Annotated in this window: 17 protein-coding genes; 4 read left to right on the top strand and 13 right to left on the bottom strand. The window is 45.8% G+C overall.

All coding sequences use genetic code 11. The features are described from left to right. The first annotated feature begins 176 nt into the window (after window positions 1–176). Window positions 177–1,061, top strand: coding sequence for a LysR family transcriptional regulator (locus tag ACTRWF_RS10375; RefSeq protein WP_020744503.1), 885 nt, complete (start codon window positions 177–179; stop codon window positions 1,059–1,061). A 126-nt stretch (window positions 1,062–1,187) separates the two neighbouring features. Here ACTRWF_RS10375 and ACTRWF_RS10370 read toward each other — a convergent pair whose 3' ends face one another. Next, window positions 1,188–2,543 (bottom strand): OmpP1/FadL family transporter, encoded by a 1,356-nt coding sequence (locus tag ACTRWF_RS10370; RefSeq protein WP_015068403.1) that lies wholly within the window; start codon window positions 2,541–2,543, stop codon window positions 1,188–1,190. A gap of 388 nt (window positions 2,544–2,931) precedes the next feature. Between ACTRWF_RS10370 and ACTRWF_RS10365 the strand changes: the two genes are divergently transcribed. Continuing rightward, window positions 2,932–3,930 (top strand): NADP-dependent oxidoreductase, encoded by a 999-nt coding sequence (locus ACTRWF_RS10365; protein WP_020746774.1) that lies wholly within the window; start codon window positions 2,932–2,934, stop codon window positions 3,928–3,930. Window positions 3,931–4,008: 78 nt separating this feature from the next. Here ACTRWF_RS10365 and ACTRWF_RS10360 read toward each other — a convergent pair whose 3' ends face one another. The 8 genes from ACTRWF_RS10360 to glmU all read right to left on the bottom strand — a co-directional run bounded on the left by ACTRWF_RS10360 (window position 4,009) and on the right by glmU (window position 14,912). After that, on the bottom strand, window positions 4,009–5,073 hold the full coding sequence (locus ACTRWF_RS10360) for a GGDEF domain-containing protein (RefSeq protein WP_015068405.1): 1,065 nt from the start codon (window positions 5,071–5,073) through the stop codon (window positions 4,009–4,011). Window positions 5,074–5,145: 72 nt separating this feature from the next. Next, on the bottom strand, window positions 5,146–7,071 hold the full coding sequence (locus ACTRWF_RS10355; RefSeq protein ID WP_012520008.1) for an ATP-binding protein: 1,926 nt from the start codon (window positions 7,069–7,071) through the stop codon (window positions 5,146–5,148). A 19-nt stretch (window positions 7,072–7,090) separates the two neighbouring features. Then, window positions 7,091–8,113, bottom strand: coding sequence for an ABC transporter substrate binding protein (locus tag ACTRWF_RS10350; protein WP_462835520.1), 1,023 nt, complete (start codon window positions 8,111–8,113; stop codon window positions 7,091–7,093). 123 nt (window positions 8,114–8,236) lie between these two features. Continuing rightward, window positions 8,237–9,223 (bottom strand): LLM class flavin-dependent oxidoreductase, encoded by a 987-nt coding sequence (locus ACTRWF_RS10345; protein ID WP_020744507.1) that lies wholly within the window; start codon window positions 9,221–9,223, stop codon window positions 8,237–8,239. Window positions 9,224–9,476: 253 nt separating this feature from the next. Then, the gene (glmS, locus tag ACTRWF_RS10340) at window positions 9,477–11,309 is read right to left on the bottom strand and encodes a glutamine--fructose-6-phosphate transaminase (isomerizing) (RefSeq protein ID WP_015068408.1); all 1,833 of its coding nucleotides are present in this window, start codon (window positions 11,307–11,309) and stop codon (window positions 9,477–9,479) included. 2 nt (window positions 11,310–11,311) lie between these two features. Next, complete coding sequence (locus ACTRWF_RS10335) at window positions 11,312–12,121, bottom strand: DeoR family transcriptional regulator (RefSeq protein ID WP_462835519.1); 810 nt, start codon at window positions 12,119–12,121, stop codon at window positions 11,312–11,314. A 165-nt stretch (window positions 12,122–12,286) separates the two neighbouring features. After that, complete coding sequence (locus tag ACTRWF_RS10330) at window positions 12,287–13,327, bottom strand: Gfo/Idh/MocA family oxidoreductase (protein WP_015068410.1); 1,041 nt, start codon at window positions 13,325–13,327, stop codon at window positions 12,287–12,289. 226 nt (window positions 13,328–13,553) lie between these two features. Beyond that, window positions 13,554–14,912, bottom strand: a complete 1,359-nt coding sequence (gene glmU / locus ACTRWF_RS10325) for a bifunctional UDP-N-acetylglucosamine diphosphorylase/glucosamine-1-phosphate N-acetyltransferase GlmU (RefSeq protein WP_012520056.1) — start codon at window positions 14,910–14,912, stop codon at window positions 13,554–13,556. Window positions 14,913–15,143: 231 nt separating this feature from the next. On the opposite strand from glmU, the gene ACTRWF_RS10320 reads away from it, so the two are divergent. After that, on the top strand, window positions 15,144–16,565 hold the full coding sequence (locus ACTRWF_RS10320) for a sensor domain-containing diguanylate cyclase (protein ID WP_348681123.1): 1,422 nt from the start codon (window positions 15,144–15,146) through the stop codon (window positions 16,563–16,565). A 3-nt stretch (window positions 16,566–16,568) separates the two neighbouring features. Here the strand turns inward: ACTRWF_RS10320 and ACTRWF_RS10315 are convergent, their stop codons facing one another. The 3 genes from ACTRWF_RS10315 to ACTRWF_RS10305 are packed head-to-tail and all read right to left on the bottom strand — an operon-like array spanning window position 16,569 to window position 19,384. After that, entirely contained in the window at window positions 16,569–17,453 is an 885-nt protein-coding gene (locus ACTRWF_RS10315; RefSeq protein ID WP_012520058.1) for a DMT family transporter, read from the bottom strand. Window positions 17,454–17,460: 7 nt separating this feature from the next. Continuing rightward, entirely contained in the window at window positions 17,461–17,955 is a 495-nt protein-coding gene (locus ACTRWF_RS10310) for a methylated-DNA--[protein]-cysteine S-methyltransferase (RefSeq protein WP_020746813.1), read from the bottom strand. A gap of 1 nt (window position 17,956) precedes the next feature. After that, window positions 17,957–19,384, bottom strand: coding sequence for an AlkA N-terminal domain-containing protein (locus ACTRWF_RS10305; RefSeq protein ID WP_462835518.1), 1,428 nt, complete (start codon window positions 19,382–19,384; stop codon window positions 17,957–17,959). Between the two features lie 221 nt (window positions 19,385–19,605). Here ACTRWF_RS10305 and ACTRWF_RS10300 point away from each other — a divergent pair, with 221 nt between their 5' ends. Next, window positions 19,606–20,754, top strand: coding sequence for a serine hydrolase domain-containing protein (locus ACTRWF_RS10300; protein WP_015068414.1), 1,149 nt, complete (start codon window positions 19,606–19,608; stop codon window positions 20,752–20,754). Between the two features lie 40 nt (window positions 20,755–20,794). Here ACTRWF_RS10300 and speA read toward each other — a convergent pair whose 3' ends face one another. Further along, window positions 20,795–22,705 (bottom strand): biosynthetic arginine decarboxylase, encoded by a 1,911-nt coding sequence (gene speA, locus ACTRWF_RS10295; protein ID WP_015068415.1) that lies wholly within the window; start codon window positions 22,703–22,705, stop codon window positions 20,795–20,797. Window positions 22,706–22,766: the final 61 nt, after the last annotated feature.

Below are 22,766 nucleotides of genomic sequence, written 5' to 3'. Positions count from 1 at the left end.
AGGCGGGCAATTTGTACTGTGGGCGCACAAAAAGTAACGGTAAGCATTGTGTAAACGCCTGCTTAAAAACGCCGGTCAACGTGAAAATACGGTAGAATTCATCTATTTAGGCTGCTAATTTGTTACTAATAGAAGGGAACGATACTGCGGCCAATAGAAAGGATTAAACTAGCGCCATGAATACTAAATTACTTCGCTCCCTACAGGTTTTTATTTCGGTTACAGACAGTGGAAGCATGAGTGTCGCAGCCCGAGAACTTCACATGACAGTGTCTGCGATTAGCCAACAGCTGAGAAAGCTAGAGCACGACATCGGTCTTAGCCTTTTCAATCGAAATACGCGAAGCTTGAGCTTAACAGAAGCAGGACGCATCTATTACGAAACCAGTAAACAAATGCTGGAAACCGCAGAGCTAGCACAGCAAAAAATAGAAAGTTTGCAAGATGACCCTACCGGTAAGATAAATATCATTGCCCCTGAAGGGTTTGGCGGCGGTTTACTCAGTGAGCCGCTTAAAAAGCTATGTGAAGAGTTTCCCAAAATTACTATCTCACTTACGGTAACCGACGAACCGAAAGATATTATTGCTTCGAGTGCAGACTTAGTTCTCTGCTTTGCGCCTGTTTCAGATACTAACTTCAGCAGTTTAGAACTTGCTACCTGGAAGCGCATTTTATGCGTATCAGCACGACACCCTCTAGCGAATGAAGCCCTGAGTTCTCCGGCACAGTTAAATAGTCATGCTTATATCACACATCGCCATATTGAAGATTATGTTATGCAACATGATAGCGAAGGTGAATATGAATTGGATACCCAGCGTATAGACGTAAACTCGATGCAGACACTGATTAAGCTAACGCAAGACGGGGTAGGTTACGCGATATTACCAGAACCGGAAGTAAGACACTTACTCAAATCAGGTGAAATGAAGCAGCTTTTCACAGAATGGGAATTGCCTGACTATACCGTTTATGCGGTTACCCCTAAGCGAGAGTTGGTACCCGCCAAAATCAGTGCAGCAATCACTTGCTTGCAAGATTTATTCGCCCAAATATAGACCTGCTAAAAAGGGTCAACGAGTTCTCATTGCCTGCGGTGGACAACACAACACGGAAACAAAAATGGCAGCGTTAAACGCTGCCATTTTTCTATTGTACTTCAGGTGCTCTACCCTAACGGCTAATTAGAAGCGCGTATTAAGCTGAACACTTAGAATGTGTGCAGTAGCTGACTGAGTACCGGTAAAGTTGGTAGTAAAGTCAGTTTCAGGCAGTACATCGCGAATGATGGTTCTGTCTTTATTAATATCTGCTTCGCGGCCATCAATAAATACATACGCAAGGTCAACTGACGTATCTTCACTTACGGTATAAGTCATACCGCCAGAAACCCAGTGACGGTCAGTATCAGGGATACTAAGTGAGCGGTTCTCAACCGATACCACACCGTCGTCATAAGCATAGCCCGCACGCAAGGTAATTTCATCATTTAAGATGTAAGTTACACCAATAGACGCGCGCCAAGAATCATCGAAGTTTTCCTCTTTAATAAGGAAGTCTACACCGTCTTCAAGGTTAGCTTCTAGCTTTTCGAAAGTGCTCCAGTCGGTGAAAGTAACACTTGCTTGAACAGACCACTGGTCATCAATCTTTTGATCAACAGCAAGTTCTGTAATAGCAGCAAGATTTAAATCAAGGCTACCAGGCTGATTAAGATTTATTGGGAATACCGGCGTTTCAGATGAAACCGCACCGTCTAGTTCCAGTTTGGTTTCTGCACGGTGTGAAAGCGCGATATTTGTCATTTCAGTTGGCTGCCAGAAAATACCCGCGTTCCAACCATAACCCCAGTCGTCGCCTTCCATGCTAAACAACGAGTTTCCAGTAGTAAGGGTAGGTAAGGTGATACCTAGAGCTTCAGCCGTTGGCGCAAGGCCTGCCACAGTACCCGCTAGCGTGTTTGATACACCAGAGCCAATCTCAGCTTCTGCATAAGTGATGTTCAAGCCAAAACCAATCATAAGCTGTTTGTTTACTTTGTAAGAAACAGCCGGGTTTAACGTAACGGTTTTAACTTCAGCAGTATCCGCAAAGTGAAGTGCACCAAAGTCGTCTGAATAGTCTGAACGAAGGCCGTATGTAGTGAATACACCAACACCAGCAGAAACTTCATCGTTAATAGGTGACACATAGAAGAAACCAGGTACAAAGGCTGTATCGGCAATATCGTCTTCTTGTGCGGCCGCGCCACCAACTGGAGTGTCGCCAAGGTTGTAAGTAACCGCACCATTGATGTCTACATTAGGGTCGATAAAGCTTACTGATGCACTGAACTCAGCTTCTTTAAATACACCAATTGCTGCTGGGTTAGTTGCTAAGATAGAGGCGTTCTCTGGTTTAGCTGCTTGACCCGCCATTGCGCGGCCAAGGCCATTTGCACTGTGTTCATTAACTTGGAAACCAGCTGCCAGCGCAGAAGAAGAGGCTAAAGTAGCAAGCGCTAAGCAAACTGAGGCACGTAAAGAAAACTGTTGCTTCATAAGATACTCATTGTAATAGGGGAAAATTGCAGCGGGCATTTTACGGATATGAGTACTTTTGTTCAATGCAAGTAAACGCTATTTACGCACTTTTATCGCATTTTTTACAATTTTAGCTACAACTTCGACGATTTTATAAGCACAATTGATAACCTCAGGTTAACTTGAGATAACAAAAATGTTAATTTCATTTTAATAATCTATAACTAGTATCTATTGGTACTACTATGCTGTTTCACTCAAATTTATAAAGTAGGTCTATATACGGTTGAGTTTATAACCATCAGCCCCACACTTTTATAAGCAGATAGCTGTGCCATAACAGGTGGCCTCGCTATCTAAAGTGCCAAGAAGGCAAACAATGTTTAACGTGTTACTGGAGGATACAATGTCAACTTACAAAGCGATTACGCTGGTTCAACGCCCCCACGATAGGAAAATTGGCCCTCACCTCTTTGAAACCAAAGAGTTAGAAGTCCCTACACCAAAAGACGGCCAGATTCTTATTAAGCAGACCCATATGTCGTTAGACCCAGCAATGCTTGGCTGGATGAGTGAAGACAGAGAAAGCTATATTCCTCCGGTAGAACTTGGCGATGTAATGCGCTCAAGTGGGGTTGGTGAAGTCGTTGAATCTAAGAACCCTGACTTCTCGGTTGGCGATAAAGTAATGGGCATGACCGGCTGGAGCGAATATGTGCTTAGTGACGGCTCTGGATTTAATAAGCTTCAGGACGGGGTAACAGAGGAAATGGCGCTCTGTGTCTTCGCTCTGCCGGGTTTAACCGCCACCACTGGACTTTATAACTTTGGTGAACCAAAGGAAGGCGAAACACTCATCGTAACCGGCGCTGCGGGCTCTGTAGGTTCAATGGTAGGCCAGCTTGCGAAGGCTGACGGGTTACGTGTTATTGGCGTTGTAGGTAGCGAGGAGAAAGCAGACTGGATTGTCAACGAGCTTGGATTTGACGGTGCAATCAATTACAAGACCGATGATTTAGAAGAAAAGCTCACTGAGCTTACGCCAGACAAAATCGATGTGTTTTTCGAAAATACCGGCGGCCCCATTCAACATCACATCGTCAATAGAATGAATACGCATGGACGGATTGTAGTGTGCGGAATGATTGCCGACTACCAGGCGGACAACCCGTCACCAGGCCCGAACTGGATACCATTAATTAAAAAACGTATTAATATTCGCGGCTTCGCTATGCCTGATCACTGGGGTGAAATTCCAAAGATCCTAGAAAAACTGACGCCTTATGTGCAGCAAGGCAAAATTAAATACCGTGCACATACTATCGAAGGCCTCGATAATGCAGAGAAAGGGTTAAATATGCTTTTCGAAGGTAAGAACACCGGAAAAATGATTGTTAAGCTATAAAGGCTAAGCATAAGATATAGCGCGCATTGCATCGCGATGCGCGCTACATGCCATTATTTAACGTTTCATCACTACACTTCAAACTTGAGTGATTACGAACTGGGCCTTGCCGTTTGCTTTGGCCTCGTACAGTGCTTTGTCGGCCTCATCAATTAACCAGTCAATTGAAACATCAGTGACCGATTCGGCGAATACAACCCCAATGGAGCAACTCATTAGCGGGTGCTTAGCGCCTTGCGCATGTTCTATTGCCGTTTCTTTCCACTTATCTAACAGTGCTTTCGCTTGCGTTGTTGCTTGTGATTTTTCTATATCGCTTAGTACCACAATAAACTCTTCACCGCCGTAGCGCCCTAAAATATCGGTTTCGCGCTTGAAAACCTGTTTCATGATGCGCGCTTGTATTTTTATGGCTTCATCACCTTGCTGGTGACCAAAACTGTCGTTGTACTTTTTAAAGTCATCTAGATCGAGCATCATTACCGCCATCGACACCTTGTGACGTTGACTGAGTGCCACAAGCTTTTCGCTTTGCTCGCGCAGCGCTCGGCGGTTCAATAAATCAGAAAGTGGGTCAAACTTACTCAGTTTAAGCAGTCTCTCGTTCGTCTCTTTAAGCAGGTGTACACTGCGGTCTAACCGATATCTGGCATACACGCAGATAAACAAAGAGCCCGCAACAAAGGCTGCAGAGATGGGCACTCGATCACCATAAACAGGCGTAATCCACATTAACCCCAAAAAACCTAAAATGTTAATTACGTTTACCGAGACTGCTAGTTTGAAAGGAATGCCAAGGGCAAAAACACAGAAGAAGGCATATAAAATTGTACCCTCGTAAGGGAAAATGAAGCTGTGCTCTTGCCAGCACACAAAGATAAGCCAATAGTTGCTATAGGTGAGGGCCGCGAGTAAGCCCGCAAATACGTATGCTCTGTGCTGAATAAACTTACGCCAATAAGAGGCCACCACCACCGCAAATACAATAGGGAGTTGAAGTAATAAGCGGTCGAATATGTACAGCTCGTACATAGTACTAGGCAGCAGCATGAGATCGGCTGTCATGAAAACAACGATAAGCACAGCACCAATAATTAGCGCGATACGCAGGCGCTTTAACTCACTTGGTCTATTTATCTGCACATGCCACCCTAAGCAACAAAGTTAAAATTGAACGTAAGCCCATTGGCTTATTTGGTTTACGCTTGCATAACCTTAACTATTATCAGTAACTTCTTGCCCAATCGCCAGTTTCAATAGACTTTCTTGTAACGCTTCAATAGTCACAGGTTTCGTTACAATATCGTCCATACCCGCTTCTTTAAATGCGATATGACGCTCTTTGAAGGCTTCTGCGGTAAGCCCAATCACCGGGATCTGGCCAAGTGTACCGTCAAGCTTTCGAATGCGCTTAGTGGCCTCTATACCGTCCATAACCGGCATATGCACATCCATAAAGACCACATCTATGCCGCCCTCTTCAACGCGCGCGGTGGCTTTCAACCCATTATCAACATGCTCAACGTCACACTGAAGCTGCTCTAAAAGGGCTTGAGCTACAACAGCGTTAATTGCGTTGTCTTCTGCTAACAAAACTTTTAGCCCCGCTGGTACGCTAGCACCTTGTACATCACGCCCTTCATCTAAATGCGTAGAAGATTCAACCTTCAATCGAGACTGTACATTTGCGGTAACCGTAAAGCACGACCCTTCGCCAACTTTACTAACGACCTTAATATCACCACCTAACAGCTGTGCTAGCTGTCTTGCAATGGCAAGCCCAAGCCCGGTCCCGCCATATTCGCGGGTTATTGAAGAGTCTGATTGCGTAAATTTATCGAAAATATGCTCTAAGCGGTCTGGTTCAATACCAATACCCGTGTCTTTGACGGCAACCACCAAACGGTTTTCGCACACCTCTTCTGTGGACGGTTTTTTTAGTTTGGCAGAGATACTTACCGTACCTTTGTGAGTAAACTTAATCGCGTTACTCACTAAGTTAATAATGATTTGGCGAAGCTTCGTGATGTCACTGGTTACCGCCACCGAGTCCATATTTTTGCTGGTATAAACAAGCCTTGTATTATTAGCGCTTGCATTGGTACCTAATAGTGTAATCAAATCGCGGAGCATATTATCAAGAGCAAACTCAGTAACATCTATCTCTGACATACCCGATTCAATTTTAGACAAGTCCAGCACATCGTTAATTACCGTAGCAAGTATTGAGGCTGATGACTTGAGGTCACTTGCATATTGATGCTGCTTTTCTGTTAAAGGGGTATCAAGAAGCAGTGTTGCAAGCCCTTGTATTCCATTAAGTGGCGTACGTATTTCATGACTCATTACCGCAAGAAAATCGGTCTTCGCGCGGTTAGCTTGCTGCGCTTGTGCAACATACTGCTCAATCTCACCAGACATCGCTTCTACGTCTCTAGCAAGGCGACCTAACTCGTCATTTTGCTGTAGGTCAATATTGACCTTCTTATGATCTAAAGCAATTCGACTTGCAGCAGATTTAATTTTCTCGATGGGAGATACCACAAAGACTTGCGTCACTTTGCCCATTAAAAGGCTGACAATAACCACCGCAAACAACGTAACTAAAGAGGTGAGCGACGCGATGGTAGACAAAGAAGATTGAAGCGAATCGGCCGGCTGTAAAATCGTAACTTTCCAATTCCAGGGCGCGAATTCAGCGCAGGCAAACAGCACGTCAGCATCGTTGACGTTAGACTCTCCGAACGCCACGCTGCGATTTGCAATGGTAGCCTTATTGGCGTTTTCAACATCAAGCACCAACGGGCGCGTCATGGTGCTAAAAATTACCGTTTCAGTGCTTTTATCGGTTATTGCGAAGTGTCTATCAGTGGTTTGATGAAGTGACTTTAATTCTTCAAATACCTCTTTTTGATAGGCATCCCTAAATACCGGCACGTTCTCTAAGCCAGATTCAATAAGCAAGTCACGGCGCTCATCAATGATTTCAAGTACGTTTAACGAGAGCGTTTGAGTAAGCAGCTGATACTCTCTTTCTCTTACCGAGTCGTACGCCGTTAAGTAGGCCCAATACCCTGTAAGTGCCATTCCAATTAACAAAATTGGAATGTAAATAATCAATAGTTTCGATTTAATACGCATACTTACTTCTAACTAGGCCTTATTGATACACATGTTCTTTGGAAAGCTTTAAATAGCTTGAGGGGATGGGCAATTGCAGCTGAATTGCCGTAGAGACATTTACGGCTACTGAGTAGGTGTCCATTTTCACCACCGGAATCTCCATCGCCGATTTTTTTTCTAATATCAGTTTCGCTTTTCTTGCCGCTGACTTTCCTATGCTGCTTGGCTCTGAAACCACGCCAATTAGCGCACCCTCTTTAACCGCTGCAATACTTTCTGCGAACAAAGGGAGTAACCCGGTTTCTTTTTTTACTTTTTTCACCAAATTGGAGGCTACGGCCAGTGGACCTGAAGAAAGCCAGTAACCATCCAGCTCAATCGCTTTTTCCTGTAAAATATCAGTAATTCTATCCGTCATTTCTAGAAGCCCTGCATCACCCTCTAAATATGGGGTACTGATGGGCACCAAGTTAATGTTTTTATATTGACCGTCTATCGTAAGCAGTTGATTAACCAAATTACTTGAAGATGGGTAGGTAGAATGTACTAACCCGATAGTCAGCGGTGCATCCGGTTTAGATGCTTTTAGCACACCTTCCAACATATCAAGCTTTACTTTTGCATCTAGCACATGGGACTCACCCGTCATATTGCGCTTACTGATTGCGCCAATCGCCGGCACTATGCCCTCTTCCACCGGCGCCGAAACAACCATGAATAGTTTTGGCACATCAAGAAAGTCATCTGACGCATTTAACGCACGAGTAGCAAGTGTAGCTGCCGAAACAATAAGATCGGGTGCCGGCTTATCCGCCAGTTCTTTTAGGATAGCTTTTGCTCGAATTTCTGAACCTTCGGCGTTGTATATCGTTATATTGAGTTCATGGTCTGGCATGATACGCGCTAATTCTTTTTCGAATTCCACACGCGATTCGGTAACAATGGGGACAGGTAGGGTTTCTATTATAACAAGGTCAATCGTCTCGCTCGCCCATGCAGCCCTTGCACTTAACACGAGAGAAAAGAACGTAAACAACAAGGAAACGCTGACCTTTGTCATGATTGCTAACCTTAAACAAACAACTGAAAAACGCGACTAAAGTCGTATCATAAAGTTATTCGACGGTTATGCATAGGAGAAGTTATAACCAACGAGCGAGAACTGGTAATAACGGTCCGTGAATTAGGTAGCGATGTCCGCAAACGCCTTAACACTGAACAAACGAGCATCTATGTCGTAAATTGGCATAGAAACAATAATCTCATCAATTTGTGTCGCCTCTACGAAGTCGTTGAGCTTTTCCTTCACCGTCTCCTTCGACCCCACCAAGGCGTACCTAAGTACGTTAGCTAGCATTGCTTCATCTGATGCAGTGCAATAGTTATCAAAGTCTGCCATCGGCTTGGCAAAGGGCTTGTTTAAGCCCCGGCGCATATTCATAAACTGCTGCTTTACCGAAGTAAATAAAAGCTCAGCTTCTTCATCAGTCTCTGCAATCACCACCATGACACCTGCCATGGCTTGTGGTGCTGACAATTGCGATGAAGGCTTAAACATATTGCGGTAGACATGCAGTGCATCGAATAGCGCATCGGGCGCAAAATGGGAGGCAAACGAATAAGGCAAGCCCATCTTCGCCGCTACTTGCGCACTGTAAAGGCTAGAACCTAGCAGCCATAGCGGTACGTGGGTATCAGCCCCTGGTACGGCCACAATTGGCTGACTGTCTTGTGGTGTGCCAAGATAGTGCTGTAGCTCTTGAATGTCTTGAGGATAATTATCCACATCGCTTTGTAAATTACGACGAAGTGCCCTTGCAGTGGCCATATCCGTGCCGGGAGCGCGGCCAAGACCTAACTCTACACGCCCAGGAAACAACTCCGCTAAGGTGCCAAATTGCTCTGCAATTACCAAAGGTGCATGGTTAGGCAGCATAATGCCACCTGCACCAATCTTGATGCTAGAGGTAGCATTGCCAATGTGGGCTAGCACGACAGAGGTAGCCGAACTCGCCACGCCGTGCATGCCGTGATGCTCGGCCAACCATACACGCTCGTAGCCACTGCGCTCAGCTTCAACTGCCATCAGCTTCGAGTTGTTTAGCGCGTCTTTAACGCCAAACCCTTCAGATATTGGCGCTAAGTCTAGCAATGAATAGGGTATAGCCATGTTGCCTCGCAATGTGGAAAATTGGTAATGACTTATAAGTATGAACGTGTCGTCCGTTTTACAACGGTTGTTTTAGTTATGTAAGACGGGCGGGTAGGGTTTGTCGATGAAGTGGCGAACAATAAAGAGGTGTGTAGGCACCATGCCGTTTTACTTTCTCTCAGAGACCGCAATCAATACACGAAAAAGCCTGCGATTTTGTCATTCGCAGGCTTTGTTTTTAAGCAAATAGAGTTGCTTTAATAGCGTTGAGTTATTCCACCGTAACCGACTTCGCCAAGTTACGTGGTTGGTCAACATCCGTACCTTTAATTAACGCTACGTAGTAACTCAATAATTGTAGCGGCAAGGTGTAGATGATAGGTGCTATTGGCGCCTCGCAGTGTGGCACATCGATAACACGCATGGTTTCATCACCTGCAAAGGCTGCATCTTTATCAGCAAATACATACATGATGCCGCCGCGGGCGCGCACTTCTTCAACGTTAGATTTAAGCTTTTCTAGTAATTCGTTGTTCGGCGCCACCACAATAACCGGCATTTCATCGTCGATAAGCGCAAGCGGGCCGTGTTTCAACTCACCTGAGGCATAAGCTTCTGCGTGAATGTAAGAAATTTCTTTAAGCTTAAGCGCGCCTTCCATCGCAATGGGGTATTGGTCACCACGACCTAAGAACAAGCTGTGATTTTTATCAGCAAATTCTTCGGCTAAATCTTCAATACCGCCAGTAATTGCCAGTGTTTCTTCTAGCTTCGCCGGCAGGCTGTGAAGCGCTGAAACAATGGCGTTGGTATCGGTATCTGACATCCCATTCTCTTTGCCTAACGCCAGTGTCAGCATTAAGAAAGCAGCAAGCTGTGTGGTAAAGGCTTTGGTAGACGCAACGCCTATTTCCGCACCCGCGCGGGTCATAAAAGCAAGGTCAGATTCGCGAACCAGCGACGAGCCTTGTACGTTGCAAATGGTGAGGCTCGACATATAACCAAGCTCTTTCGCCAAGCGCAGTGCGGCTAACGTATCGGCAGTCTCGCCCGATTGAGAAATGGTGATAAGCAAGCTATTTGGATGCACTACAGACTTGCGGTAGCGAAACTCAGAGGCAATTTCCACGTTACACGACACATTAGCGTATTGCTCTAACCAATAGCGAGCGGTCATCCCTGCGTGATAACTTGTACCACAGGCAATAATTTGTACGTGCTTTACCTTTTTGAAAATCTCATCAGCGCCTTTGCCGAATACATCCGCGGTAAGGCCGTTTTCATCAATACGATCTTTTAAGGCGTTGCGCACTACCGTTGGCTGCTCGTGAATTTCCTTAAGCATATAGTGGCGGTAACCCGCTTTGTCACCAGCGTCATGTTCTACGTTTGACTCAACCACTTCACGCTCAACAGCATTGCCGTCTTTATCGAAAATCTTTACGTCGCGACGGGTAATTTCGGCTACATCACCCTCTTCTAAAAAGATAAAGCGGCGGGTAACCGGCAATAGCGCCATTTGGTCTGACGCAATAAAGTTTTCGCCAAGCCCTAAACCAATAACGAGCGGGCTGCCTGAACGCGCTACCACCACGCGACTTGGATCTTCTTTATCCATAATCACTGTGCCATAAGCACCGTGAAAAGTTTTTACCGCGCTTTGTACTGCATCAAGCAGGGCTTTGCCCGACTTAAGCTCTTCATGCACGGTGTGCGCAATGGTCTCGGTATCGGTGTCGCTGGTAAAGGTGTAGCCTTGCTCTTTAAGCTGCCCTTTTAAGTTCACGTAGTTTTCAATAATACCGTTGTGAACCACGGCTACGCGCTCGGTTGAGAAATGAGGGTGAGCGTTCGCTTCTGTCACACCGCCGTGAGTTGCCCAACGGGTATGTGCAATACCTGTAGTTCCCAAGGCTTCGCCTTCTGCAACGGCATCGGCTAACTCTTGCACTTTGCCCGTGCGGCGAATACGGGTGAGCGTGCCGTCGTTTTTAAGTAAAGCTACACCGGCTGAATCGTAGCCGCGATACTCCAGCCTTTTTAGTCCTTCAAGAAGGATCTCAACGACATTACGTTCGGCAACAGCGCCAACAATTCCACACATAATTACTCTCCAGCGGGCACGGCAACGATGACTGTCACGCCCTGATTTTCAATATTAAGTTTGTCTTCATCGCTAATGCCTTCATCAGTGATCAAAACAGAAATGCTTTTCCAGCTCAGTTCAAGATTCGGCATTTTGTGCGTTAGTTTTTTTGAACTGGCTAATACCACAACCTTACCGGCCGCCGCTGCCATAGCTCGCGTCACGCCAATAAGCTCGTTAAAAGTAGTGGTGCCTCGGTTTACGTCTATACCCGCTGCGCCAATGAACGCAATATCAAAACTATAGGCGCTCACCAGCTGTTCGGCCATGGCGCCCTGAAATGACTGTGACTGCGTATCCCACGTGCCACCTACCATTAATACGGTGGGTTCTTTCTCGCTTTGGGTAAGATAATTGGCCGTCGACAGGGTGTTGGTCATGACCACTAAATCGTCGACTTGCGCTAGGTGGGGCAAAACTGATGCAGTAGTAGAGCCGCAATCTATCACTAACTTGCTCCCCGGCTTAATCAAGCTTGCTGCGCACTTTCCTATGGCATTTATTGCCGGGCTGATAGCGTGATTTGCATTGGCTTCGTTGATACTAGGTTGAGCAGTGTCAGAATGAGAGGCAGTAGCTGGTACAGGCACTGCGCCACCAAACTGACGAATGAGCAAGCCTTGCTGTGAAAGTGCTGCAAGGTCTTTTCTGATGGTGACTTCAGAGGTAGCAAAACGCACGGCCAAATCTTCAACTTGAGATTGACCTTGCTTTTTCACCCACGCCACAATTTGCTGGCGGCGCTGCTCAACTGGTTTGCTACTTTTCAACGATACCTCGATGCTTTTGCGGGCTGCTTATCAAGTATTTAAACAGGCACGTAACCCAACGATAAAAACTAACCGCAATATTACTCATAACTTTCAAAACGAAAGTTATGAGTTTTAAAGTGAAAGCATCGTAAGTTAAATTGAAACTTCGATCAAGAGAATTGTTTAATTAAACGGCAACGCTTTATTTTGCTCATTGGCGTTCATTGCTAATTCAATGATCTTAATAACAGGGATCACCGTGCTGGCGTCGGCAGGCGAAAAGTTACCGTCTTCAATAGCATGGGCAAGACGGTTAAAGAACGTCAGGTATTCACCTTTGAAAGTTTCAATGGTTTCTTCCTCTAGCGCGCCGCTGTGGTTTGCAACGACAAGAACACCATGCTGTTCTTCTTTTGTTTTCGCCCAGTTTTCATCATCAAAAGACAACCCTGCACGGAGCTGATCTTCTTGGGGGTCTAAATAGAATTTTCGAAAGCTGCCTTTTGTGCCTTGCAAGTCGTAACGCAGGGTTGCGCCAGCCTGAAAAGCTGAGCTGCCAAGCTTTACGACTTTATCGCTGTAGTGAAGCGTTATGTCAAACGTGTCGTCTGACTGCCCGTTTTCGCGCAATGCTAAAATATTGGCCGACACTTTTTCAGGCTCGCCGAAAAGCTGTAATGCTTGATCTATAAGGTGCGGGCCTAAATCCCAAAAGATCCCGCTGCCCGGCCCTGCATTTTCACGCCATCTGTCGCGAGGCATCGGGCGAAATCGGTCAAACCGACTCTCCAACCGTTTAATGTCACCAAGCTTACCATCGTGAATTAACTGCTTAATGGTAAGAAAGTCACCGTCAAAGCGCCTATTGTGATAAACGCAAAGCTGTTTTTCTTTTGTTTTTGCAAGAGCGACTAACGCTTCAGCGTCACTGCTACTTAATGTGAAAGGCTTTTCGACTAACACATGACAGTTATGGACAAGTGCAAGCTCAGCCTGCGGTGCATGCAGGTGATTCGGAGTGGTAATGACCACCAAATCTACATCGTGAATTTTAAGCGCTTCTTCTAGTGAACTATACACTTCTGCATGAGGCAAAAGCGCTTTTACCGTGTCGGGCTTTGAGGAAATAACCACATCGACTGAGAACTGCGGCAGATAGTTGAGGAACGGTAAATGGAAAGTGGTGGCTGAAAATCCAAAACCAACGAGTAATGTAGATATCATTACAGCTCCTTGTATAAAGATTATTTTGAAGTAAGTAAATACACACTATCAGTTATAAAAGATGATGAGAAACGAAGAAGGTTCATTATTAGAAGGGGGCAGCACCTTAACGCGGCACCCGTGATAGTGGTGTGTATGACGGTATTAGGGCCAGCAACGCACAAACCGTGTTTGCTAGCCCGAACCCTTAATTAGCTAATACTCTGTGTGGATACGACAACGTGTCTTATTTTTTGGTAGGTCGTGGCCAGTTTGGAATATTGCGCTGTTTACCACGGGCAACCGCAAGAGCGGCTTCATCTACCGTAGAGGTGATGACAGAACCCGCACCGACTGTGGCACCTTTACCTATATTTACCGGCGCAACAAGCGATGAGTTAGAGCCAATGAAGGCATTTTCACCTATCACTGTTTTGGATTTGTTCACGCCGTCGTAATTGCACGTAATCGTACCTGCACCGATATTGGCTTTAGCGCCAACTTCTGCATCACCTAAATAAGTTAGATGGTTGGCTTTTGCACCTTCACCTAATACCGCTTTTTTCATTTCTACAAAGTTGCCCACTTTGGCATTTTTCTGCATTACCGCGCCCGGGCGAAGTCTTGCGTATGGGCCTACTGTACACGCTTCGCCTACACGGGCTTCTTCAATAATTGAATTGGCTTCGATAACCGCATTGTCGGCAATTGTACAGTTACGTAAAATACAGTTAGCGCCAATCTCTACGTTATTGCCAAGGGTAACGTCTCCTTCAACAATCACATTTACGTCGATAATCACATCGTTACCTGTTTGAAGGGTACCGCGTAAGTCGAATCGCGAAGGGTCGAGTAACGTTACACCATTTGTCATTAGCTCGTCAGCTTGACGGTTTTGAAGGGCGCGTTCCAAATTAGCAAGTTGTAATCGGTTATTAACCCCTTCCACTTCAACTGCAGATTGAGGCTGAGCAGACTGAATGCGTTTACCTTCAGATGCAGCCATAGCAATAACGTCAGTAAGATAGTACTCACCTTGTGCATTATCATTACTTAATTCGCCCAACCAGCGCTTAAGGTCCGCACCGGACATCATCATCATGCCGGTATTAATTTCTTTAATGGCGCGCTGCGCCTCTGTGGCATCTTTATGCTCGACAATAGCGGTAATATTATCGTTTTCACGAATAATGCGGCCCATTCCTGTTGGGTCATCTAGGTTCACCGTAAGCAACGCTAAATCGCAGCTTTCTTTTACCGCTTTTAGTGCACTTAAGGTGTCTTCGCGAATAAGTGGCGCATCGCCTACCAGAATCAATACGTCTTCGTCATCATTAATATGTGGCGCAGCCTGTTGTACCGCGTGACCTGTGCCTAACTGTTCGGCCTGCAAGCACCAGTTTAGGTTCTCTTCAACTACCGTTGCTTTTAGCTGGTCGCCTCCGTGACCGTACACTAAATGAATGTTGTCAGCGCCAAGCGATCTCACGGTATTAATGATTCGCTGCACCATAGGTACACCGCCCACTTTATGTAATACCTTAGGTAACGAAGACTTCATACGGGTACCTTTACCCGCCGCTAAAACAACCACTGAAAAAGCCATATAATTCCTTTATTTCGCAAAGAGAATGAAAATCGACGCCTAGTGTAACCAAGCCCCAACACGTTGTCAGCGACTGATTTACAACTAACGTGGCCCTTATGGTGTTGTACTGCGATCTTCACCTTGTTATTTAGTATAAAGTTAAGGTGAACCACCTAGTAGTTCATATTTGCAACAGGTATACTTGCAACTTGAGTTAGATTCAGTCAGGCAAGGGAGCATGCGCAGTCTGTGAACACATTTCGTACACTACATAGAAGTATATTAGTGTTATTTGCGGTAGTGGTTATCGCAATCGTAACGCTTGTTCACTTCAGTATTTCAAAAATTGTTGCCGAGCAAAGTCGCGCGCAACAACAGTCACTTTCGCCTGCAATATCACTGATTGTAGAGCAACTGCTAAAACCATTACACATTTCAGAAGCGTTAGGTCATTCCACTGAACTCGTAGACTTGCTAGACGGCGAAACCATAGACCAGCAAGCGGTCTTCAAAACCCTCGAACGTCTGGAAAATGAGTTTGGTTTGTCGTTTTTCATTGCCAGTGAAGCGGATAGAAAGCAATACAACTCCGACGGCAGCATCATCAACTTAATAGAAGGTGAAGTTAGCTGGTACTTCAAATATCGTGACTACCCCGCCGATGCTGTTGCAGATATAGGTAAGTGGGAAGACACGCATTTCTATATTGATATTAAAATTCACGATGAAGACGGGCGATTCTTAGGCTTTTTTGGTGTAGGCAAAAGCCTGCGCAGCTTCATCGAAATTTTTGATACTTACAAGCAAGAGTACGGATACGACTTTTTATTTGTCGATGGTGAGGGAGATATCATGTTGTCCTCTGATCCCAGCCTTATTGCTTCGTATTCAGACTTTACCAATTTATCTGAATTACCTTGGTATGCCAGCCTTCCGTTAGCTATTCAAAACGAACAGGCACTGAACAATAAGCTGGTTACTATCGACCAGAAAGATTTCCTCATCGCCGAGGTGAAACTCAATCAATTTGGGTGGACAGTGTTTCTTTTAAGTCCCTTGGAAGACCGTCAGGCTGAAATTTCTCAAGCCTTTATTTTCAGTGTAGTCACATTATTAGTTGTTGTTTTCTCGCTGTTCTTGCTCATCTACAATTTACTTTATTATTTTAGAAAAGACATGCAGCCAGACTTAGTAGTGCGCCACAGCAACCGACTGCCAGAGAAAGACAATCTGCAGCTTATTTATAAAAGCTTGTTAGCTGAGCATAAGTCATTAAGCGTGATGTTGATAAGCGTGGATGAGTTTAGCGATATCGTTGATGCACATGGGCGCAATGCTGGTGATGATATTTTAGATAAAATTGTGGCTTACTTGGCTGAACAGATGCGAGAGCAGGACGTGTTAGGCAGGTGGAGCAGCGCGGAGTTCATTATTCTGTTGCCACACACGGGGCCTCACGTTGCTTTTGATATAGCACACAACCTTCGCCATGGCATTGCCACCCTACCACCTTTACAAGAATTGCCAGATGTGGTGATTACCGCCTCAATTGGTATTTCATATACGGCTTCGCCAAGAGCGATGCATGAGGTGACTGCCCATGCTGAAGACGCGCTTTACCAAGCAAAGCGCGACGGCAGCAACCTAGTTAGAATGCAGTTAATCGACTAGCCCTCAAGCAGGTTTAACTTTAAGGCGTTTTCGTTTGAGAACGCCTGTGGTTAACGCCACGCCAAATAGAATCATTAAGCCGCCAACTATCGTTTGTATTGACAAGTGCTCTTGCAGAAATAGTACGCCCCAAATAATACCAAACAGCGGGACCAAATAAGCCACCGTAATGGCTTTGGCTGGGCCTATATCGGCGATGAGCTTGAAGTACAGAATATACGCGATTCCCGTTCCGCCAACGGCCAGTGCTACCGCGTTGACCCACGCATTGGCGCTTGGCATAGTATCGGGCAAAGTGGCTAGCGCGAACGGCGCCAACATAACGCTGGCCATAGCCTGACTACCTGTTGCTACAACCAAAGGTTTAACCCCTTGCAGCCACTTTTTCATCATACACGCAGCAATACCATACCCCGTTGTGGCAAGCAGCGCAGTGAGAATAGGCAGAAAGCTTACGGCTCCCTCTCCTAACTTCTGCTGACTAATCACTGTTACGCCTAAGAAGCCCACAAAAAGCCCAGCTACAGCAGACTTACTGAGCCTGTCATCAAGCCATAGCCATGCCACAATAGCGCCGAACATGGGCGCGGTGGCGTTTAAAATCGCGTTTACACCGGCTTCTAGGTGCAGACTGCTGTAATTGAACAACACAAAGGGGATGGCCGTGTTCGCCATACCTACTAAGGCAATGGCCAGCCAGTGATGTTTAATCTCTTTCACCGAACCACGTAACATCAAAAGGGGAAGTAGCACTGCCGTTGCCAGTAACGTTCGAATGGCCACTAATACATAAATGCCAAATTCTGGCGCGGCCACGCGCATAAAGATAAACGACCCGCCCCAAATACCTGCTAACACCAATAGCGAGATAATATCTTTTATTGCCATTCTCTTATCACCACAGCACCCCTTGGGCTCCTTCTAAATTCAGTAAATATTGTTTACGCGATAAACCGCCCGCATAGCCCGTGAGGGTTTTGTTACTGCCAATTATACGATGACAAGGCACCACGATAGCAATAGGATTACGACCATTAGCCATCCCTACAGCACGGACAGCCTTTGGGTTCCCAATAGTTTTTGCAATGTCTAAATAGCTAGCAGTATCCCCGTATTGCACCTGTAACAGAGCCGTCCACACTTGCTGCTGAAATGCCGTGCCCTTGTGGTCTAAAGGCAGGTCAAAGTCTTTTAGCTTTTTATTAAAATAAGCAGCTAACTGCCGGCAAGCTTCCGTGGTTATGTCGTTCGTTTGTTGCTCCGCTTCTTTGACACCTGCGGCCAGTAAATTAGCGTCGTCGTTAATAAAGGCAATAGAAGTCACCCCTTTGTTATTGGCGCACACTTCAACGAGCCCTTGGGGGCTTTTTATCGACGCTGTGTATATCATGCTAGACCTCTTTTTGTTGATTGCTAAGTTGCCACAACTGAAGGGTTAAATAGCTACGCCATGGTGCGGCCTGTGCAGGTTCTACAGGATATAGCTGCGCCATTTTTCGCACAATTAAATCGCCTTCAAGGTAAACGTCAGGGTTTCGCTCACCTCTCATTTTCAAATAATCTAACGTCCAGGGCCCCACCCCCTTTATTGCCAGTATTTCCTTGTGGTTTGGTACCTTATCATTCAAAAATAAACAGGCAAACTGCCGCACAGCCTCTTTTCTTGCTTGCGGCATACGCAGAAACGCCAAGTTATTCCCCGCAACCGCTTCGGGTGTTGGGAAGCAATAGTATGCTGTTGAGTTGGTATTGTACTTGTCGGATACAGCGCCTTTTTTCCCTAACTGATGTACCAGCAGCGTAACCTGTCCGATGGCCGCTTTAACGCTAACTTGTTGGCCTACAATAGCGCGACATCCACTTTCAAATACACTCCAAGCGCTCGGTAGCCGTAACCCCGCGGTTAACGCATTATCAGGTAAGCCTGCTTGCTTTAAACTCTCTTCAATAAGCAGTGGGTCAGCGTGAAGGTCGAGTAATAGCTTGATATTTTCAATCGTTTTATGCAGGTTGCGTAAATCTGGCATATCAATATGCAACTCAAAGCCATGGCGAGCTTCATTATGCACCGCGTTGAAATAGCCAACACTTTCACCACAAGTAAAATAGCGCCCGTAGCTGTTATCACTAACGACTTCCATACCTGAAATAGCGCGTGCGGCTAAAAACTCTCTGACGTAAGACCAGTTGTAAGGCGGCCGATAAGAAAGAAACAATGTAATCACCTTTTGGGTAGCGGGCTCTTTTTTCCTTAGCTTAGAGGGCGTGGTAGCACAGAACTGCTCTACCGCACGCTGCAATTGTCGAAGTGACTGATAACCTGCTGTTGTAGCGATATCTGTCATAGACAAATGGGTTTGTTGAATAAGCTGTTTAGCAAATAGCGTTCGCTGCATATTTTGAAACTTTTTAGGCCCCATACCTACCGCATTCACCACCAGCTTATTGAGATACCGCTCGCTTATACCAAGGCGCGTCGCAATATCACCCACGCGCTCTGTAGGAAGGGAAGAAAGGAGCGACAACGCCCGCCCTACGGTTGCCCCTACGCCTTTCCACGCGGCAGAGCTTGGCGCGCTGTCAGGCCTACACCGAAAACAAGGGCGATAACCATCTGCCATCGCTTGCGCTGCAAGCTGGTAATAAGTGACATTGTCTTCTTTAGGGAGCCTTGCCGGGCAAATAGGCCTGCAAAATATTCCGGTCGTTTTTACGCCCACAAAGAAACGCCCGTCGAATCGGGGATCTCGGCTAAGCCTTGCCTTTGAAAAGACCGATTCGGTTAATGCCTCGTTTTGGGAAGCCTTGCTGTCAGACATATACTCGCCACGCCCTGCCGCGTTGGATTATCTAAACATAGTGTATCGTGCATTAAGCAAACACGTGCGACAAAATCAGAACTCAATAAAAACAAAAAACGAAAAAGTGACCACAATTAGCGACATTTGATCATTAGAGCCGCTAAACGCATAATAATGCGATAATAATAAAGAACGCCTTGTGGTTGAGTTGGTTTTCCGCAGGCATAACGAGTGACTGTATGCTGAACTCTTTGCGCACCTTGAAGTTGTGCCTGTCTCAATGCTGGCTAGTAGTAATGCTATTCGTAGTTTCACAAAGCGCCGCCGCTGACTGGCTAGACGATTACGCAAGCCACGTAAAAAAAGAAGCGTCTAAGTATAACGTGCCTGGCTATGCCTTTGTTTTTTACGAACAAGGCAAAGCGCCAAGAGTTTATGTGTATGGCAGAACACAAAAAAAAGGCGGTGAAAGCGTTACGCAAGATACTGTGTTCCGTTTAGCCTCTGTCTCGAAAACCTTTACCGCGTTGCTTTCAGCCAAACTCGTAGAGAAAAAGCAGTTAAGCTGGGAAACCCCAATATCTACGTTATTACCCGACATTCCATTTAACGGAAAAGGGATGGGAGCGCTACAGTTACAGCATATAGTGGGCCAATCCAGTGGCTTTATGCCAAACGCTTACGACAATCTTATCGAGGCAGACTACTCATTAGAACGGGTACTTAAATCACTTGGCGAACTTGAGCCTCTGTGTGTACCCGGCGAGTGTTATACCTATCAAAATGCTCTTTTCGGTGCCCTAGAATATTACTTCAGCAACAACAATACGTCGTACTCACGACAAATGCAGGCTAATTTATTCACGCCGTTAGGAATGAATACAGCAAGCGTAGGCAAAGGTGGCCTGTTAGCGTCAGACAGCTGGGCACACCCTCATATTGCTATTGCCAGAAACAAGTGGCGTGAAGGTAAAGTTGAAAGTAACTATTACCGTTTTTCTCCCGCTGCTGGCGTAAACGCTAGCATTTCAGACATGACCATTTACTTGCAGGCATTGCTTGGCGAATTTCCTACCGTTATGTCGAAAGAAATGGTGGACTTTGTTACCACTGAGCGGGTTAGAACTAAGCGCGAAACCTATCGTCGAGGCTGGCGCGGCATGATTGACGACGCTCACTATGGACTAGGCTGGCGTATTTACGATATAAACGGTATGAAACTGAATTACCACGGTGGCTGGGTGAAAGGCTATCGCGCTGATGTTGCGTTTTCACCAGAGCGCAAGGTGGGCTACGTTATGCTGATGAACGCTGAGTCAAATATGATTAATTCCACCACGGCTGAACTATGGAAGCGCTACTTGAAAAAAGCCGACGCAGCTAATTAATAACTGCATCGGCTTTTATTGGTTAAACCGGCTATTGCGATTACTGTTTTAAGTAGGTGTAACCGGCTAAACAGTTTTCATAGAAATCGGTCCAGCGAACACCTTCACGAGGGTTCAACTTTCCGTCCCATACTTGTCTATCAATCATGCGTTTTACATCTGATGCCATCGCACGAGGGTTATATTGCATAACATTAAGCACATCTTCTACCGAAGAGCCTTTCACTACCTCTTCAATATAGAAGTCTTCAGGGTCGTCATCGTAGCTATAAATGTGCACTTCGTTTAGGCGACCAAACAAGTTGTGCATATCGCCCATCACGTCTTGGTATGCCCCTGTTAAGAATAGCCCAATATAGTAAGGCTCGTCTTTCTTAAGCGGGTGCATGGGCAATACGTCGGTGATCTCGCGCCCAATAGTGAACTGGTCAATTTTACCGTCACTGTCGCACGTAATATCAACCAACGAACAGTTCACCGTGGGCTCTTCGTTCATACGAATAAGCGGCACTACCGGCAGAAGCTGGTCGATTGCCCACGTATCGGCAGCCGACTGGAAAACAGAGAAGTTACAAAGGTATTGTGATGACAAACTGTAATCCAATTCTTGTAACTCTTCCGGTACGTATTCTTCGTTGCGATACCACTTCTGTAAGCGGCCCATAATATCCCAATAAAGGGTTTCTATTTTGCCCAACTCTTCTAAGGGTAATACGCGCAGTTTAAAGGCATCTAATGCCTGCTCTTTGTATTGAGACGCATCGTTATACACTTCGTGCATATTGGTTTGTTCGTCAAAGGTGTCGGCAAGCTCACGCATATTTTTCAAAAAGAAATGTTCACCCTCTGTTGCTGAGGTATCCATCTGTGCCGCGTTGGTTTTAATCTCTCCAACAATTTCGGTAATAACACAGCTATGGTGGGCGGTAATAGCGCGTCCACTCTCACTTACAAGGTGAGGGTGCGGTACACCTTCTAAATCGCACATTTCTTTCATGCCATATACAACATCAGCAACGTATTCTTGCATGCTGTAATTACGCGACGACTCATTCGTTGAGTTACTGCCATCGTAATCGATACCTAAGCCACCGCCCACGTCAACATAGTCTAGGGCAAAGCCCATCTTATGAAGGTCGGCGTAGATTCGCGCGCCCTCTGTAACGGCTTCTTTTACCGCTCGTATATCGGTTAGCTGACTGCCAATATGGAAATGCAATAGTTTCAAGCAGTGGGCCATGCCCTGCTCTTCTAAATAGCGCGCCGCGTTAATAATTTCAGTGATCGTTAAACCAAATTTCGCACGTTCGCCGCCAGAACTTTCCCACTTACCACGACCTTTTACGGTCATTTTTGAGCGAACGCCAATGATAGGCTCGATGCCTAATTCTTTAGCGGTTTTTACAAGCAATAGAAGCTCGGTAAATTTCTCAACAACAACGACAACCCGTCGACCGAGCTTTCTACCAAGAAGCGCTAAACGCATAACTTCGTCGTCTTTGTAACCGTTTAAAATGGTCAGCGATTCTTCGTTTGTATTCATTGCCAGAACAGTAAGCAGTTCTGCCTTAGACCCTGCTTCTAAGCCATAATTATAGGGTTTGCCTGCATCAACAATTTCTTCAACCACTTCACGCATTTGGTTAACTTTAACCGGGTAAACACCTTGGTACTGACCTTGATACTCGGCTTCTTCTATGGCGTGTCGAAATGCTTTGTTTAAGCCTGCAACTTGCGAGCGAAGAATATCGTGAAAACGCACAACAACAGGAAACTGCACGCCTTCTTTGCGAATATCTTCTATTACCGAATTAAAGTCGATTCGAATGCTAGGATCTTCAGGCACAGGGGTAATATGCACGTTGCCATTTTCACCAATTTGAAAATAGCCGCCACCCCATTGAGATACGCCATAGACGCGCTCCGCTTCTTCGATGCTCCAATCTGACAATTTATTCACCTATGTGTAAGTGGGCTAGGCCGATACCTAGCATAGTAAGTGCGAAAACAAG

It is taken from the genome of Alteromonas sp. G5_S2_22_S1, assembly GCF_054968525.1.
The sequence above is the reverse complement of the archived record's forward strand: the minus strand, read 5'-3'. Positions and strand labels throughout refer to the sequence as shown.

Excerpts from the sequence above, each read along its gene's own strand:
- ACTRWF_RS10375 (WP_020744503.1), top strand. The coding sequence starts at position 177 with ATGAATACTAAATTACTTCGCTCCCTACAGGTTTTTATTTCGGTTACA.
- ACTRWF_RS10370 (WP_015068403.1), bottom strand. The coding sequence starts at position 2,543 with ATGAAGCAACAGTTTTCTTTACGTGCCTCAGTTTGCTTAGCGCTTGCT.
- ACTRWF_RS10365 (WP_020746774.1), top strand. The coding sequence starts at position 2,932 with ATGTCAACTTACAAAGCGATTACGCTGGTTCAACGCCCCCACGATAGG.
- ACTRWF_RS10355 (WP_012520008.1), bottom strand. The coding sequence starts at position 7,071 with ATGCGTATTAAATCGAAACTATTGATTATTTACATTCCAATTTTGTTA.
- ACTRWF_RS10350 (WP_462835520.1), bottom strand. The coding sequence starts at position 8,113 with ATGACAAAGGTCAGCGTTTCCTTGTTGTTTACGTTCTTTTCTCTCGTG.
- ACTRWF_RS10345 (WP_020744507.1), bottom strand. The coding sequence starts at position 9,223 with ATGGCTATACCCTATTCATTGCTAGACTTAGCGCCAATATCTGAAGGG.
- glmS (WP_015068408.1), bottom strand. The coding sequence starts at position 11,309 with ATGTGTGGAATTGTTGGCGCTGTTGCCGAACGTAATGTCGTTGAGATC.
- ACTRWF_RS10330 (WP_015068410.1), bottom strand. The coding sequence starts at position 13,327 with ATGATATCTACATTACTCGTTGGTTTTGGATTTTCAGCCACCACTTTC.
- glmU (WP_012520056.1), bottom strand. The coding sequence starts at position 14,912 with ATGGCTTTTTCAGTGGTTGTTTTAGCGGCGGGTAAAGGTACCCGTATG.
- ACTRWF_RS10315 (WP_012520058.1), bottom strand. The coding sequence starts at position 17,453 with ATGGCAATAAAAGATATTATCTCGCTATTGGTGTTAGCAGGTATTTGG.
- ACTRWF_RS10310 (WP_020746813.1), bottom strand. The coding sequence starts at position 17,955 with ATGATATACACAGCGTCGATAAAAAGCCCCCAAGGGCTCGTTGAAGTG.
- ACTRWF_RS10305 (WP_462835518.1), bottom strand. The coding sequence starts at position 19,384 with ATGTCTGACAGCAAGGCTTCCCAAAACGAGGCATTAACCGAATCGGTC.
- ACTRWF_RS10300 (WP_015068414.1), top strand. The coding sequence starts at position 19,606 with ATGCTGAACTCTTTGCGCACCTTGAAGTTGTGCCTGTCTCAATGCTGG.